We start from the raw sequence: 15,686 nt of genomic DNA, 5'->3' as shown, positions 1-15,686 counted from the left end.
ATGTTGCTGGGCAAACTGCTTACCGCACCGCCTCATACCCCCCCAGGATGCCTTTCCTGGAGAGTACCAGCTGCCAGAGCTGATTGTTACGGGCACGGAACGAGCCGGCGCTGGACAGCAGGTAATACCGCCACATCCGGTAAAAGCGCTCATCATACCCATCCTTCAGCTCATCCCAGTGCCGGTTAAAATTCTCATACCAGGCCATGAGCGTGGGATCGTAGTAAGGGCCGAAATTGTGCAGGTCTTCGAGCACGAAAAGGTGCTCCATGGCGGCACCAAGCTGTTTAAGAGACGGGATAAGGCAGTTCGGGAAGATGTAAGTGTCGGTGAAGGGGTCGGCGGATGTTTTGGAAAAGGGATGCCCGATGGTATGCAGCAGAAACAGCCCGTCGGGTTTGAGGCAGCGGGCGGCGGTTTTCATAAACGCGCGGTGGTTGCGGTAGCCCACGTGCTCCACCATACCCACCGACACCACATGGTCAAACTGCTCGTTCACGTCGCGGTAATCCTGCATCCTGATTTCCACGGGCAAGCCCTGGCACAGCTTCCTGCCCAGTTCCACCTGCTCCCGCGATACCGTTACGCCCACCACCGTTGCGCCATACCGTTCGGCGGCAAACTTCGCGAAGCTTCCCCAGCCACAGCCAATGTCGAGTACCCGCTGGCCAGCCTGCAAGCCTATTTTCCGGCATATCAGGTCGAGCTTGTTTTCCTGGGCCATGTCCAGGTTGTCGGCCCCTTTCCAGTAGCCACAGCTGTAGGCCATACGCTTGTCGAGCATCAGTTGGTATAGCTTGTTGCCGATGTCGTAGTGGCGCTGCACATTTCGGGTGGCCATACCCTTTTTCTGCATGTTCCATACCTTTGCCAGCAGCATCTGCAGCACCGTTCTCCAGCCAAACCGGGCCTGCTTGTAAAGGTCCGCCCGAATTACCCGAAAGGCAAAACCGTCGATGCTGTCGCAGTCCCACCAGCCGTCCATGTACGACTCACCCAGCCCGAGTGTGCCCTCGCTGAGCACGCGTTTGTAAAACCGGTTGTCATGTATCTGCAGGTCCCAGGGGTTGGGGCCGTTCACGTGTACATCTGCTGTTGCCAAAAGGTCAGTTACCTGCTGTTGTAGTCCTTTGTTTTTCATGTGCCGAGGATCTGGAAGTATAGAAATCACAACCCCTCTTTCGTTCGCCACACTTGTTAACGTGGTGCTATGGTAATGGTTAATGGATCAGCGCTTTAGGTATGATGTCAGCTTGAGGCGACGGTGCAGGCGGCTTGGGCGGCAATGCAATTAGCGGGAGAAAGATGAAACCTTGTTCCGTGAAACGCTGTTTTAAATGCAGGCGAAAGCAGGGGAGTTCGCGCAAAAAGCGCTACATTTGTGGCATACTTCTTGGAGCATACCAGCCGAAGACGTTCTTTTACTTATGGGGTAGACTGGAATTGACAGCTTGCGCAGATTGCGTGTAAGCATGCCGGGTGATGAACGTACCACCTGTCAAAAATTCGTTCGAACAATAACTGGCGAATCTAATTACGCCATGGCTGCCTAGTCTAGGTACTAAGCAATTGCCATAGTCTCGTGCAGGTTTCGTGAAACTGCCTGCACATACGGGGCTTCGACTCGTTTTACTAGTCTGTGTAGCGATGTGATGCACAGGCGAAACTAAAGCATATAAGGAGTGCGCATAAGCCTGGCTTATACTTGCAAGCTCCCGACAATCCGAATAAGCCTAAGCATGTAGAAGGCACGACGGTTTCCTTGTCTGGACCAGGGTTCGAATCCCTGCTACTCCACTAGTTTTAAAACAAAAAGGCCTGCAAGTCATTGATTTGCAGGCCTTTTTGTTTTTTATACTATCCGTTCTTTCGGATTATACCAATATCAATTGATGAGTGCACACAGCCTTGCCTTTCAAGTAGTGCAATTCCCCTCTTGGGAGGGGCAGGGGTGGGTTATTCTGCGCTTTAGGCTGGCTCATTCAGAAGTAACGAAAGAATAACCCGCCCTACCCAAAAGCAGGACTATTTTATTCTAGCAGATTCTCCCCTTGAGGGGAGCTAGAGGGGTGTTTACAATAGAGAATATAATTCTAAGAGGTTGATTTTTGGCAAAATAGCTTCGGCTTTTACACTCCTATTGAGCTCCGCTCGCAAGCGGCAAACTGCTGTTCTTGCTTGTCCTCAAGGGGATAGTTTGGTAGAGCACACGGCCCTGCTCCCAAGATGGTTCTTGCCCCCAAGAGGGGTATTTCACTTGCTTATATGCGAGTGTTATGCGTGCTAATCAATTGCTAGTGATATTATACCCTCTGGCTACAGCATTTAGGTGTATGCGGCAGGCAGCTCTTGGAAGTTTAAGCGGTATGAAGGGTGCCAGGGACTATCTTAGGTGCTTGCGGCCTTTTAAAGTAGATGCTAAACGTAGAGCCTTTGCCCACCTCGCTTTCCACCGTTATTTTCCCGCCCGCATTGTCGATAATCCGCTTGACGATGTATAGCCCGACGCCGCTTCCCTCGACATGATTGTGCAGGCGCTCAAACATAGAAAAAAGCTTCGCCTCATGCTTCAGGTCAATCCCGAGGCCGTTGTCCTGCACGCGCAGCAAAATATACTCCTCCAACTTCTCCATCTTCACGTGCACCATCAGTCTCCTGTCGGGGGCGCGGTACTTAATGGCATTGCTTAGCAGGTTGTAGACGATGCTTTGAAAGTTTTTCCGCGAGAACTGAAACTCCGGGCAAATCCCAATGTCCAGGCTTACCTCGGCGTGCGCCGCCGTGATCATCTGCTGCAGTTCGGCCAGCACTTCCTGAATCGTTTGGTGGCAGTTTACCGATTCCACAGGAGCCGTTACCCCTTTCTGCACCTTCGAGATCTCGGTCAGGTCCAGGATGGTGGTTTTGAAACGGGCCACCGAGTTGTTGATCAGCTTCAGGACCACCTTTACCTCTTCCGTAGCGTTGTTTTCCAGAATCTCATCCAGCACGGCCACCAAACCTTCAATATTCAGGATAGGGTTTTTTAAGTCGTGGGAGGCAGTGTATACAAACGTGTCCAGGTCATCGTTGATTTTAATCAGCTCCTCGTTTTTCCGTGACAGCTCTTCCTGGGTCTGGGTGAGTTTCTCAAGCTCTTTTTGCTCAGACAGGTTGGTCACGATCATCCCCAGTACTTCCTCGTCCTTATCGGCAATGGTGGTCAGGGAAATGTAAACGTGCAGCGCATCGGAGTTGTCGGGTTGCACGATACACTCACTGCTGACTTGCTGTGTCCAGCCGCGCAGAAACATTCTCCGGAACTGCGCTTCGTACTCCGGGGAAACAAAGCGATCAAACGAGGAGCCGATTACCTCGCTCAGGGGCAAATTGATAAGCTTGGCAAACTGAGAGTTGCTGTAGAGAATAAGCCCATCTTGGTTCAGGGTAACAGCGCCTTCGCTCATGTTCTCCACCAGCACCCTGTAGGTTTGCTCAGCACCTTCGAGAGTGAAAATCTTGGTTACCCCATTGTCCTGCACGGCCAGGGCATCCACTGCCCCGGTGCGTATAGCCTCAATGGTGTCCTCGGCTACCTGTAGTTTGTAGTGTAGCTCGTTTATCTCATGCCGAAGCGCTTCAATGGATTTATTTTCCGAATGGGTGCTCAAAATTATCAATCCAGATCAACTGTCTAAGTTCAATTTATTCTTTTTTGTGCAGATCAAGGCCTAACAGCACTTTTTCAGTGTTAGACATGTCGCCGATCAATCTCCTTAGCGGGGAAGGCAGCTGTTTGATGAGCGTGGGGGCGGCAATAATCTGCTCTCCCTCCGCCAGCGTGGGTTCCTGAAAGATATCGATTACCTTCAATTCATACCTCCCGCTCAAGTGCTCTTCACAAATAGTCTTTAAGTTTGCAACGGCTCTCCTGGAGTTAGGCGTCATGCCGGTAATGTATAAGCGTAATATATACTTCTCGTTAGTTGGGGCAGGTATATTTAGCCACTCATCAATATCTTCTATTCCATCACTCATGCATGCATTATTCTAATATCCAGGCCCACCAGCACTTTCTCTTTGTTAGACAGGTCTCCAATAATTTTTCTCACAGGAAGCGGCACCTTTTTCACCAAAGTCGGGATGGCGACAATCTGGTCGCTCTCAGCCAATTCCGGATGTTTCAGCAGATCAATCACCTCGATCTTGTATTTGCCATTCAGGTGCTCCTCGCAGTACTTTTTGAGGTTAGCTATAGCAGCCATAGATTTTTGCGTCTGGCCTGCCACATACAACCTCAGTTCAAAAAACTCCTCTGTATCTTCAGTCATTTCTAGTATAGGTTTGAACTTATTGGTTGATAGTTTTAGCCCCAACAGCGTGCTTGCCGTTTTGGTTTGATTCGCGCGCTGAGCCAATCAGGATGTTGCCCGCCCTGTCCGTGTCGACGTCAATGAGGCGAAGTCCGTTGTCGTCTATGATAAACTCCCGCACCTTGTTGGAGTTGTGCATGCCTCTGGATTTAAGCACATACAGGCCGCGGTTGCGTTCGCCGTTCGCCTCTATGTCCCGAACCATGAGCCAGGTATCTATCAGAGACGAGATACCCTCGTCTTCCGGGTCCAGCAAATCCGAGTCCTTGATCTCCGAAACAAACAGCGCGGTTATACCCTCTGATTTCAGGAAATAGATCAGGCGGGTCAGCATGGCCTTCACTTCTTTGCAAGAGGCTATGGTGCGCAGGTTGGTGATCGGGTCTACAATCACTACGTCCGGCTTAAACGCCTTGATCGACTTGTGCATCGCCACCAGGTGCATTTCCAGGCCATGCACCGTTGGGCTGTTGGCCTGAACTTTTAGCAGGCCTTCTTCTACGTAAGGGGCGAGCTGAAGGTCTATAGACTCCATGTTGCGGATGATCTGCGCCTGCGATTCCTCGAAGGCAAAGTACAGGCAGCGCTTTTGATCCTGGCAGGCTTGGTTGGCAAAGTACGCGGCAATGCTCGTCTTGCCCGTGCCCGCAAACCCCGAAACAAGTACGCTGCTTCCCTTAAAGAACCCTCCGGCGCCCAGCATCTCATCAAGCTGCGGTATACCAGACGAGACAATCTCCTTGCTGGCACTGTATTTCAGCTCTAAAGAAGTGGCTGGTAACACCGAGATGCCGTCTTCGTCGATCAGGAACGGGTACTCGTTGGTGCCGTGCACCGTGCCCCTGTATTTTACGATGCGCAACCTGCGGGTCGACACCTGGTCAATCACGCGGTGGTCGAGCAGGATCACGCAGTCAGACACATACTCCTCAAGGCCCTGGCGGGTGAGGGTGCCATCTCCGCGCTCTCCGGTTATCACGGCCGTTACCCCTTTGTCTTTCAGAAACCTGAACAGCCTCCTGATCTCAGAGCGCAGGATGGCCTGGTTGCTGAGGCCGGAGAACAGGCTTTCGATAGTGTCCAGCACGACCCGTTTTGCCCCGATGGTATCGATGGCGTAGCCCAGGCGTATGAAGAGGCCCTCCAGGTCATACTCCCCGGTTTCCTCAATCTCGCTTCGCTCCACCTGCACATGGTCCAGTTTTAGCTTGCCTTCGGCCACAAGCTGGTTCAGGTCAAAGCCCAGGGACGCCACGTTGTAAGCCAACTCTTCCTTTGTTTCCTCAAAAGACATAAAAACACCCGGCTCGTCATACTCCACGATGCCCCGGATAAGGAACTCCATTGCCATCAGGGTCTTGCCGCAGCCTGCGCTTCCGCAAACAAGCGTGGGCCTTCCTGTCGGGAAGCCGCCGCCTGTGATGTCGTCGAGGCCCTGGATACCGGTTTTGGATTTGGGTAGTTGAAAAGAGTTAATTTTATGCGGCATAGTGATGGAAGGAAAATAGGACAATTTTGGAAATGCTAAGTTAGAGAATAATTATGGTATTTGTGGCAACAAATTAGCCGCATTTAATTTCCCCTCGCACAAAAAACCGTTTTTCTCCGGTCAGTTTCGCCCCTTTTGCTGCCGCGAAAGAGAAGTGGGGTATGCGGTGGCAACGTTCCGCAAAAGAGCAGGCGCAGAGTTGGTTATACGCCGTCTGTTGGCGCTGTATACCTTGCCGCGTATTGTACTTTTTTAGTTGGCTGCGCAACGGATTATGCAAAATCCGCTCCAGAATGCTGCCCGAGGCTGTTGCCTTGCCAGTCAGGGCGATTACGAGGATGTGTCGGGTGCCTGAAAAGCGCACGGAAAGGCTGGTAGCCTATGCAGGCAACGCGCTGGGTATTTGTGGCTTGTGTGTGGTGTCGACCACGGTGGGCTGGCCAGGCATCAGTTCAAAATCAATATATGTGAATTTACTACGCAACAGCTTCCTGCATCGTAGAAGAAGTAGAATAGCATACCCAGGCCTGCAAAAGGCATTGCCTACCCGTTGCCCTAGCGGTGCGTTTTGCAGCCCGGAAGAAGAAACTTAAACCTGCATTAAGCAACCATGGGGCCCATAACGCTACCCGATAACCCAACAACGGTGAAGCCAGCCATAAAAAAGAGGCTGGTTCTGCTGTCAGGGCTGGCCAGTGCGCTGGTTATCCTTGCGGGGGTATTGGTGCTGGCAGGCTGGACCTTCAGGATCGAAGTGTTGAAGCGGATCTGGGAGGAATACGTGGCTATGAACCCACTGACGGCCATCTGCTTTATCCTCTCCGGTATAGGCCTTGGGCTGCTGAAGAAACCGTGGGGCCCGGGGCTGCGGCTCTCCCGTATGTTTGGGGCCGCAGTGTTGCTGCTCTCCTCCCTTAAGTTTATCTCCCTGTTTATCGGCTGGGACTACCCCCTGGACCATGTGCTGTTTGCCGACGAGCTGCAGGAGACAAGCCGGGGCTTGCAAAACAGGATGGCCCCCAACACGGCCTTCTGCTTTGTCCTTTCCTCCCTGGCCATACTCCTGATTGATAAGGAAACCTCCGGAAAGAACAGGCCCGCGCAGTTCCTGAGCATACTGGTCACCCTGATTTCGCTGCTGTCGTTGTACGGGTATGTGTATGGGGTGAGCTACCTGATTGGGTATGCGGCCTATATACCCATGGCCCTGCACACGGCCCTTGTTTTCCTGATTCTGGCGGTGGGCCTGCTCTTTGCACGCCCAGACAAGGGAATTATGTTGCCGATATTTTGCGAGAACACCGGGGAGAAGCTCTTCGCGCGCCTGTTTGCCCTGGTGCTTCCGCTGTTGGTTGGCTGGATCAAGCTGCAGGGCGAATACTCGGGGTACTACTCCCAGGAGTTCGGCACGGCCGTGTTTGCGCTCCTGACGTACATCGTCTCGATGGTGCTGCTGGGCAGAAACGCCGTGGAGCGGTACCGCGCCAACCAGGAGCGTTACAGAGCCGACCTGATTCTCCGGGAGAACGCCCACAAACTGCAGTCTATCCTTGACAATACCACGACACCCATCTATATCAAAGACATAAACGGGCGGTTTGAGTTGGTGAACATGGAGTTCGAGCGGGTGTTTGAGGTCCGGTCCGAAGCGATAAAAGGGAAGACAGATGCCGAGGTGTTTCCGGAGAAAGTGGGCGAGCTGATTGAGGAACATGACCGGGAAGTGCTAGAGTTGGGCGAGACGAAGACCATGGAAGAGGTGTTTCTGGTGGAGCCAGAGGAGCGCACCTACATCACCGTCAAGTTTCCGCTGAAAGACACCAAGGGCCGCATCAATGCCCTGTGCAGCATCGCCACAGATATTACCGAGCGCAAGAAGGCGGAGGTGCTGCTGCGCGAGAGCGAACAGAAACTGAACGCCATCCTCTCCAGCCTGGGCGAGGCCGTGGTGGTGGCAGACGCCAGTGGCAACTTCACTTACTTCAACGATATCGCGGAGCAGATCCTGGGCCTCGGCATAACGGACACGGCCCTGCCTGACTGGTCGGCCAGGTATGGCTCCTTCAGGCCGGACGGCGTAACGCTTTACCCTTCCGAAGAGTTGCCGCTGGCACGGGGCCTCAGGGGAGAGTCTACCACAGACGTGGAGCTGTTCGTTCGCAACGACAACATCCCGGAGGGGAGGGCCATCAAAGTAACCGGCAGGCCCATACTGGATGACCAGGAAAAGGTGATCGGCAGCGTGGTGGTGTGCCGGGATGTTACGCACGAGAAACAGCTGGAGGCGCTTATCCAGGAAAGTGAGCAGCGCCTGAAAACCGTGATTGCTAACATCGGGGAGGGTGTAATTGTGGCAAACAGACAAGGCAAGTTTATCCTGTTCAACAAAAACGCAGAGGAGATTCTGGGAGTGGGTGCCGCGGAGGTTTCCATACCTGATTGGACTTCCGCATACGGCGTGTATAAGCTTGACGGAAAGACCGTGTTTCCTCCGGAAGAGCTGCCTTTGGCCAGGGCGCTTAAAGGGGAAATCACCGACAGTGTGGAGATGCTGATCAAGAACGAGCGCTACCCCAATGGGCGGTACATTAGCGTGACCGGCAGGCCCATCAAAAACGAGGAAGGGGAAATCACCGCTGGCGTTGTCGATTTCAGGGACGTGACGCAGATAAAGCTACTCGAGCAGACCATTAAAGACCTCCGCGACAAGTACTGGCAAGTGATCCACAGGCGAAAAAACTAAGGGGCAGCTTGCCGTAGCAGGTATGGCGGCTGATGGTCAGGTTGGGCTTTGCGGGGCAGTCAGCAGGAGGGCGCACCACCGGAGAGTTGCCCGAGGTGGGCTGTTTATACCCTCCGCAGGAAGTAATTCTCTGCACGTTTCTGGCGGCTGCGTGCAAAAAATGCTTTCTTTGGGAGATATAACCGGAACAGCGCCCCGACGCTTTTTTTATACCTCCTCACGCTCATACCTACTACGCACTCTTATGGAACCAGCCGCTGCGCAAACACCCCTTATTACCAACGATGCCGTGGTGCTTGGCATCCTGGTGCTGATCCTGGCCTTGGTGTTCAAGACCGCCTCCAGCAAGCGCCCGTTTTTCAGGAAGTTTTACGGCGTGGTGCCCTCGGTGCTGCTGTGCTACCTTATCCCGAGCCTGCTGAACTCGTTCGGCGTCATCTCCGGGGAGCAGTCGGGGCTATACCATGTCGCGTCGCGTTACCTGCTGCCGGCAAGCCTTGTGCTGTTCACCGTAAGCCTGGACCTGAAGGAAATCTGGAAGCTCCGGCACAAGGCGGGAGCCATGTTTATCACCGGCACCGTGGGCATCCTGATCGGCGGCCCGCTGGCCATCCTGATCGTTTCGTCGTTCGCCCCCGACATTGTGGGCGGCTCGGGGCCTTTTGCGGTATGGCGCGGCCTGACGACCATCGCCGGCAGCTGGATCGGCGGCGGGGCCAACCAACTGGCCATGTTCGAGGTGTTTCAGCCCGACCCGAACCTGTTCTCTGCCATGATCGCGGTGGATGTGATTGTGGGCAACGTATGGCTGGCGGTGCTGCTGTACGGGGCTGGAAAAGCAGAGCAGCTGGACCGCTTCTTCAAGGCCGACAGCACAGCCGTGAACGAGCTCAAGGATAAAGTAGAGAAATACCGGCTGAGCATCATGCGCATTCCCACCATGCCCGACACGATGATGGTGGTGGGCGTGGGGCTAGGTATAACCGGCATCTCGCACTTCTTCGCCGACCTGATCGCCCCGTGGATAACCTTGCACGCCCCTTATCTGGAACGGTTCAGCCTGACCTCAGGCTTTTTCTGGCTCGTGGTAATCGCCACGGGGTTCGGGGTGATGCTGTCGTTTACCAGGGCCCGTGAGCTGGAGGGAGTGGGGGCCTCGCGCATCGGGTCGGTCTTTTTATACCTGCTGGTGGCCACTATCGGCATGCAGATGGACATCACCGCTATCGTGAGCCAGCCCGGCTTGTTTTTGGTCGGCTTTATCTGGGTTTCCATCCACTTGTTGCTGCTGGTCGCTGTGGGTAAGCTGATCCGGGCTCCGTTCTTCTTTCTGGCCGTAGGCAGCGAGGCAAACATCGGCGGGGCGGCTTCCGCGCCTATCATCGCGAGCGCCTTCCATCCGGCGCTGGCTCCCGTGGGCGTGCTGCTGGCGATCTTCGGTTACGCCATCGGCACGTACGCCGCTTATATATGCGGGCTGTTGATGCAGATGGCGGCAGCTGTGTAGTAGGGAAAATCTGTTCAGGGTATGTATAGATAGCCCTCACGTGGTTTTGGGCTTCTAAATAAATATTGGGTATAAACGGGGTGGCAAAGCACATTTTGCCGCTTCTGTTTATAAACAGAAGGTAGGGGAGCTACTCTTGCTATTTATAATTTATGGAGAATTGGTAAAGTATGAAAACAATAATTTTACTTGTGTTTACTATTCTCGTTGCTTCTTGCTCACTGAAGCAGAAAGATGAGAATGGGGGTATTCAGGCAAGTGAAATAAAGGGTTATTGGGAAGGAGAACAGCGGCTCATCGTGGTATGGGATTCCATTATGCTTCATCCTATCAAAAGAACTTCAGGCTTTCATACCTATACCATTACAAATGATAAGCTGGCTATTGATAATGACAGCAGCACAGTTATCACAGCCAAGCTACTAAAGCTGAACTCAGACTCTCTCGTGTTCGAACAGGATAATGAAATTTTCCGCTATTCTAGAGCAAAGCCTGTCAGTACTGTTTTAAAATTCAGGAAGATAGATTTCAATACTGGTCCTTGTGAAGGGAACTGCCCTGTCTTTGATTTGAGAGTTGATGAAAACGGGGAGGTAACCTATAGTGGTAAAATGTACTCTGAAAAGTCAGGAATATATTATGGGCAGCTTCCTCAGCAACTAGTGGGAGAGCTAAATGAATTGCTAAGTTATATTGACTTTCAAAAAGCAAGCGAGAATCTTTTGCCACCACCAGCAGACAATCAGAAGTCTGAATTAAGAATTTGGTTCAAGAACCATCAAGTCGTGCAGGTAAAAAATGGAACAGGGGAAAGCAAGTATAATGCTCTTTTGAACGTGTTGTACAATTTAGGGGATATTGTAGAACTGAAAAGCAAAACCCCATAACAAGGTGCTTTCCTTATGCTTTGTTGTGCGCCGTCCATCGCCCGCACGAGTAACGTTAATGGAAAAACAGGTACGCGATGGCGATGGCGGCAATTATACCGGCAAAGTCGGCTAGCAGGCCGCAGATGAGCGCATACCTCGTTCGCCGCACCCCAACGGAGCCGAAGTATACCGCCAGCACATAAAACGTGGTTTCGGTGGAGCCCTGTATGGCTGAGGCCAGACGCCCCACAAAAGAGTCCACGCCGTAAGTGTTCATGGCTTCCACCATCATACCCCGCGCACCGCTGCCGCTCAGGGGTTTCATAAAGGCTACCGGCAGGGCAGGCACAAAGTCGGTGTTTAGTCCGGACAGGCTGGCCAGATACCCCAAACCCCCCACCAGCATATCCAATGCCCCCGACACCCGGAACACGCCAATAGCAACCAGAATCGCCACCAGGTAGGGAATGATGGTAATGGCCACCGAGAAACCCTCCTTGGCCCCTTCTATAAACGCCTCATACACATTCACCTTCCGGATCAGGGCCAGCGTGATAAATGAGATGATGATGGAGAACAGGATCACGTTGCTGGCAACCATCGAGATGGTGCTGATCTGCTCCTGCGGGATGGTGCTGAAGTAATAGATCAGGCCCACGATCAGCAGCAGCAGCGTGCCCAGGTACGCCATAATGACCGGGTTGAGTAGGTTGATGCGCTGGTATAGCGCCACGGCGATTAGCCCGACCATGGTGGAGAAAAACGTGGCGAGGAGGATAGGTATAAAAATGTCGGAAGGGTCGGCGGCACCTAGCTGCGCCCGGAACACCATGATGCTGATCGGGATAAGCGTGAGGCCGGAGGTGTTGAGCACCAGGAACATGATCTGGGCGTTGGAGGCCGTGTCCTTGTCCGGGTTCAGCTCCTGCATCTCCTTCATGGCCTTCAGGCCGAGGGGCGTGGCGGCGTTGTCCAGGCCCAGCATGTTGGCCGAGAAGTTCATCAGGATAGAACCGAACACCGGGTGGTTCCTGGGGATCTCGGGGAAGAGGCGGTTAAAGAACGGCCCCACCAGCCGGGCGAAAAGCGCGATCACGCCGCCGCGCTCGCCCACTTTCATCAGGCCGAGCCAGAGCGTCATCACGCCGGTCAGGCCCAGCGAGATCTCAAAGCCAAGCTTGGCGTTGTCGAAGGTGCTGGCCACCAGCTTCTGGAAAATCTCGATGTCCCCGAAAAAGACGAGTTGGAACAGGGCAATGCAGAAGGCGATCAGGAAGAAGCCCGCCCACAGGTAATTCAAAACCATGCAAAGGAGGTTAAGGTCGTGTCGTATAAACCGGAAAGATACAAAGCCCCCCGGCATAAAAAAACCGTGGGTGGCCATTTCGGATCCGGCGGCCAAAACGGGCCTATACCGGGCGTCGGCGCAGGGCTGGTTTTTGCGGTTTGAAGAATTAAGCTTAATTTAAGTGTCCCAAAAAATACTTCAGTTGTGCAAAAAAGCGGAAAGAGCGGAAAGACAAAGGTGGCGGTACTGAAATCCCTGGCAGTGATGTTTCTCCTGAGCCTGTCCTTTTTATTCTCGTGCGGCGTGGCAGAAGAAGAGAAGGAAATCGTGATCGGCTTTTCGCAGCCCACCGAGGGCGATGCCTGGCGCAGGGCCATGCACAAGGACCTGATGCGGGAGGCGTCGTTCCATCCGGAGATAAAACTGGAGATCAAGGATGCCCACAACAGCAGCGCCACCCAGATCAGGCACATCGAGGAGTTCATCGCACAGGGCGTAGACCTGCTGGTGGTCTCCCCGAACGAGGCCGAGCCGATCACGCCCGTCGTGGAGAGAGCCTTTGAGGCGGGGATTCCGGTGATCGTGGTGGACCGCAAAACCAGCTCGTCGAGTTATACCGCTTACGTGGGGGCCAACAACTACCAGATAGGCAAGCTGGCCGGCGACTACGTGGCCAAGATGATGAACGGGCAGGCCAAAATCATTGAAGTATGGGGGCTTCGGGGCTCTACACCGGCCATAGAGCGCCACAGAGGCTTTCTGGAGGCTATTTCCGCGTACGAGGGCATGCAGCTGGTGGCCGAGGTAAACGGGGAGTGGGAAAAAGACACCGCCAAGGCACGCTTTCCGGCGGTATACCGGCAGCACCCGGAGGCAGACCTGGTGCTGGCCCACAACGACGTGATGGCCCTGGGCGCTTACCAGAGTATCAGACCTTTGCTGAAGGAGAAGGACCTCAAGTTTATTGGGTTTGACGGGCTGGGAGGGCCGAACGGCGGCCTGCAGTTTGTGGAAGACGGGATACTGGACGCCACCTTTTTATACCCCACCGGCGGGGAGGAAGTGATACAGCTGGCCTACAACATCCTGCACAACCGCCCTTACGAAAAGGAAAACCTCCTGAACACAACCGTGATCGACAGCCGCAACGTGCACATCATGAAGCAGCAGTCCAACAAAATCCTGACGCAGGAACAAAGCATCGCGCGGCAGCAACACAGGATAAACGAGCAGATCAGGCTCTACAACAGCCAGCGCACGCTGCTGTATATCATGCTGTCGGGCCTCGTGATCATCATCGTGCTGGGGGCCCTGACCCTGCAGGCGCTGCGGGCCAAGCAGCTGGCGAACAGGGCCCTGACAGCGAAGCACGAGGAGGTGGTGCACCAGCGTAACGAGATTGAGCTGATGGCCCGGAAAGCCGACAAGGCCAACGAGGCCAAGCTGAAGTTCTTCACCAACATCTCCCACGAGTTCCGGACTCCGCTCACGCTCATTCTGGGGCCTGTGGAGGATGCCTTGCAAAGCAATATCCCCCCGGACGTGCGAAAAGACGTGCTGCTGGTAAAGCAGAATGCGGTGCGGCTGCTGCGCCTGGTAAACCAGCTGATGGACTTCAGGAAAGTGGAGAACAAGAAAATGAAGCTGCAGGCATCGGAGCAGGACATCGTGGGCTTTGTGCAGGAGATTGCCGCCTCCTTCGACAGGCTGGCGAAAAAGCGCAACATCCGCCTCCGGGTGCAGACAGACCTGAAAGAGCAAAAAGTGTACTTCGATGCCGACAAGCTGGACAAGGTGCTGTTCAACCTCCTCTCCAATGCCTTTAAGTTCACGAAAGAGGGCGGCTCCATTACCATAGGCATCGTCCTGACCGACGATTACGAGGGCGTGCAGCTAACAGTGGAGGACAGCGGAAAGGGAATGTCGGAGGCCCAGGCCGCACACGCGTTCGACCGCTTCTACTCCGGCGATGCCTCCAGCAGTCAGGGCACGGGCCTTGGCCTGGCGCTCTCCAAAGAGTTTATCAAGCTGCACAAAGGGAAAATCTCGGTGATGAGCGAAGCCGGAAAAGGAACCAGGTTTAGCATCCTGCTGCCCTTAGGCAACGCGCACCTCAGCCACGATGAGGTAGTGGCAGCCGTCAGCGACAAGGGCCGGCTTTTGGCCCCCGGCGTCCTGAGCACAGACCAGGAGGGAGCAGAAAGCGATGCCTATGTGGCGGAGGAGGGGAGCGAAAAACTGAAAGAGCATACCCTCCTGCTGATCGAGGACAACAAAGAGCTGCGCGAGTTTCTGAAGAAGCGGCTGGAACGCGATTTTAATGTAGTAGAGGCCCCACATGGCGCGTTCGGCCTGGCGCAGGCGTTTGAAACCGTGCCCGATCTGGTGATCAGCGACGTGATGCTGCCGGGGCAAAACGGCCTGGAGATCACTGCCGTGTTGAAGAACGACCTCCGCACCTCGCACATACCTGTTATTCTGCTCACTGCCCAGGATGCGATGGAGTATAAGATTGAGGGCATCCAGTCGGGGGCAGACCTGTATGTGACCAAGCCCTTCAGTTACCGCTACCTCCTCGAACGTATAAAAGGCCTGATCAAGAACCGGGAACTGCTGAAAGAGCACTACAGCAGCGAAATTGCCGTGGACACCAAAGCCGCCTCCCCGCCCAAGCAGCTCGACAAGAAGTTCCTCAACGAAGTGATGGCCGTGGTGGAGAAGAACCTGTCCAGCCCCGACCTGAACGCCAACAGCATTGCAGAGAGTTTGGGCATGTCGCGGGTGCAGGTATACCGCAAGATGAAAGCCCTGCTGGGTTATTCTGTGAATGACTACGTGGTGAAGGCCCGCCTGAAGAAAGCCCGCCACCTGTTGCTGCACAGCGACAAAAACATCTCGGAGGTTGCCTATGAGGTGGGCTTCTCGTCCCCGGCCTATTTCTCGACGGCCTTCAAAAACCATTTCGACATGAGCCCCTCTGACTTCAAAGCCGACAAAGCCCAGGAAGACAAAAGAGCATAGCCATACCATCCCGCCTTCCGGTTTACTTTTTTTCTTGCGCAGCCATGGGTGCGCAAACCAAGCCTTCATTTTCCAAAACCGACTCTTTTACTATTCTCCGGCATCCAGCCGCCATACCCATACCGTGCCGGATGCGGGTATGGGTATGCCCTGTTCACCAGCGACGATGAGTATAAACCACTGCAAGCCATACCGGGGAGGTATAGCTATAATACCATTATCGAATGATTCTTACGCATGCTTTGTTTTAGGGGCATGGCAAGTTTACATTATCCATCGCTTATACAAGAAGAGGCCTCAGCACTTCTGCTGCTAGAGAAAGAGCAAAGGCAGGCACGCATCCGGGACCGGGTTCGTTTCATCCGCCTGCTCAAGGAGGGCACGGCGCGGACCCAGCAGCAGGCCGGGGAGTTGGTG

At 54.0% G+C, this 15,686-nt stretch carries 11 protein-coding genes and 1 other RNA gene; 5 read left to right on the top strand and 7 right to left on the bottom strand.

The features are described 5' to 3' along the window. Positions 1-19: 19 nt before the first annotated feature. Positions 20-1,141 carry a cyclopropane fatty acyl phospholipid synthase gene (cfa, locus tag MKJ04_RS11860; RefSeq protein ID WP_241641854.1) on the bottom strand — a complete coding sequence of 374 codons (1,122 nt, stop codon included), beginning with the start codon at positions 1,139-1,141 and terminating at the stop codon, positions 20-22. Positions 1,142-1,429: 288 nt separating this feature from the next. Here cfa and ssrA point away from each other — a divergent pair. After that, positions 1,430-1,800: a transfer-messenger RNA gene (ssrA, locus tag MKJ04_RS11855) on the top strand. A gap of 557 nt (positions 1,801-2,357) precedes the next feature. Here ssrA and MKJ04_RS11850 read toward each other — a convergent pair. Genes MKJ04_RS11850 through kaiC form a run of 4 tightly spaced genes read right to left on the bottom strand, consistent with a single transcriptional unit; the run spans position 2,358 to position 5,841 of the window. Then, positions 2,358-3,650, bottom strand: a complete 1,293-nt coding sequence (locus MKJ04_RS11850; RefSeq protein ID WP_241641853.1) for a sensor histidine kinase — start codon at positions 3,648-3,650, stop codon at positions 2,358-2,360. 34 nt (positions 3,651-3,684) lie between these two features. Beyond that, on the bottom strand, positions 3,685-4,017 hold the full coding sequence (kaiB, locus tag MKJ04_RS11845) for a circadian clock protein KaiB (protein ID WP_241641852.1): 333 nt from the start codon (positions 4,015-4,017) through the stop codon (positions 3,685-3,687). Further along, complete coding sequence (locus tag MKJ04_RS11840) at positions 4,014-4,310, bottom strand: circadian clock KaiB family protein (protein ID WP_241641851.1); 297 nt, start codon at positions 4,308-4,310, stop codon at positions 4,014-4,016. Before MKJ04_RS11840 ends, kaiB begins: the two co-directional genes overlap by 4 nt. 19 nt (positions 4,311-4,329) lie before the next feature. Next, on the bottom strand, positions 4,330-5,841 hold the full coding sequence (gene kaiC, locus MKJ04_RS11835) for a circadian clock protein KaiC (RefSeq protein ID WP_241641850.1): 1,512 nt from the start codon (positions 5,839-5,841) through the stop codon (positions 4,330-4,332). Positions 5,842-6,451: 610 nt separating this feature from the next. On the opposite strand from kaiC, the gene MKJ04_RS11830 reads away from it, so the two are divergent. The 3 genes from MKJ04_RS11830 to MKJ04_RS11820 all read left to right on the top strand — a co-directional run bounded on the left by MKJ04_RS11830 (position 6,452) and on the right by MKJ04_RS11820 (position 10,978). Further along, positions 6,452-8,584 (top strand): PAS domain-containing protein, encoded by a 2,133-nt coding sequence (locus MKJ04_RS11830; protein ID WP_241641849.1) that lies wholly within the window; start codon positions 6,452-6,454, stop codon positions 8,582-8,584. 244 nt (positions 8,585-8,828) lie between these two features. Then, the gene (locus MKJ04_RS11825) at positions 8,829-10,091 is read left to right on the top strand and encodes a DUF819 domain-containing protein (protein WP_241641848.1); all 1,263 of its coding nucleotides are present in this window, start codon (positions 8,829-8,831) and stop codon (positions 10,089-10,091) included. A 170-nt stretch (positions 10,092-10,261) separates the two neighbouring features. Next, positions 10,262-10,978: a DUF6438 domain-containing protein gene (locus MKJ04_RS11820; RefSeq protein ID WP_241641847.1), complete on the top strand. Its 717-nt coding sequence runs from the start codon at positions 10,262-10,264 to the stop codon at positions 10,976-10,978. Positions 10,979-11,033: 55 nt separating this feature from the next. On the opposite strand, the gene MKJ04_RS11815 is transcribed toward MKJ04_RS11820, so the two are convergent. Continuing rightward, positions 11,034-12,266, bottom strand: a complete 1,233-nt coding sequence (locus MKJ04_RS11815; RefSeq protein WP_241641846.1) for a nucleoside recognition domain-containing protein — start codon at positions 12,264-12,266, stop codon at positions 11,034-11,036. Between the two features lie 186 nt (positions 12,267-12,452). On the opposite strand from MKJ04_RS11815, the gene MKJ04_RS11810 reads away from it, so the two are divergent. Next, positions 12,453-15,269: a substrate-binding domain-containing protein gene (locus MKJ04_RS11810; RefSeq protein ID WP_241641845.1), complete on the top strand. Its 2,817-nt coding sequence runs from the start codon at positions 12,453-12,455 to the stop codon at positions 15,267-15,269. 65 nt (positions 15,270-15,334) lie between these two features. Here the strand turns inward: MKJ04_RS11810 and MKJ04_RS22785 are convergent, their stop codons facing one another. Continuing rightward, complete coding sequence (locus MKJ04_RS22785) at positions 15,335-15,460, bottom strand: hypothetical protein (RefSeq protein WP_262918076.1); 126 nt, start codon at positions 15,458-15,460, stop codon at positions 15,335-15,337. Positions 15,461-15,686 lie beyond the last annotated feature (226 nt).

This window comes from Pontibacter sp. E15-1, from assembly GCF_022601975.1.
Lineage (GTDB): Bacteria > Bacteroidota > Bacteroidia > Cytophagales > Hymenobacteraceae > Pontibacter.
Note: the sequence above shows the minus strand (reverse complement) of the source record. Positions and strands in the feature narration are given on the sequence as shown.

Excerpts from the sequence above, each read along its gene's own strand:
- kaiB (WP_241641852.1), bottom strand. The coding sequence starts at position 4,017 with ATGAGTGATGGAATAGAAGATATTGATGAGTGGCTAAATATACCTGCC.
- cfa (WP_241641854.1), bottom strand. The coding sequence starts at position 1,141 with ATGAAAAACAAAGGACTACAACAGCAGGTAACTGACCTTTTGGCAACA.
- MKJ04_RS11815 (WP_241641846.1), bottom strand. The coding sequence starts at position 12,266 with ATGGTTTTGAATTACCTGTGGGCGGGCTTCTTCCTGATCGCCTTCTGC.
- MKJ04_RS11840 (WP_241641851.1), bottom strand. The coding sequence starts at position 4,310 with ATGACTGAAGATACAGAGGAGTTTTTTGAACTGAGGTTGTATGTGGCA.
- MKJ04_RS11830 (WP_241641849.1), top strand. The coding sequence starts at position 6,452 with ATGGGGCCCATAACGCTACCCGATAACCCAACAACGGTGAAGCCAGCC.
- MKJ04_RS11825 (WP_241641848.1), top strand. The coding sequence starts at position 8,829 with ATGGAACCAGCCGCTGCGCAAACACCCCTTATTACCAACGATGCCGTG.
- kaiC (WP_241641850.1), bottom strand. The coding sequence starts at position 5,841 with ATGCCGCATAAAATTAACTCTTTTCAACTACCCAAATCCAAAACCGGT.
- MKJ04_RS11820 (WP_241641847.1), top strand. The coding sequence starts at position 10,262 with ATGAAAACAATAATTTTACTTGTGTTTACTATTCTCGTTGCTTCTTGC.
- MKJ04_RS22785 (WP_262918076.1), bottom strand. The coding sequence starts at position 15,460 with ATGGCTTGCAGTGGTTTATACTCATCGTCGCTGGTGAACAGGGCATAC.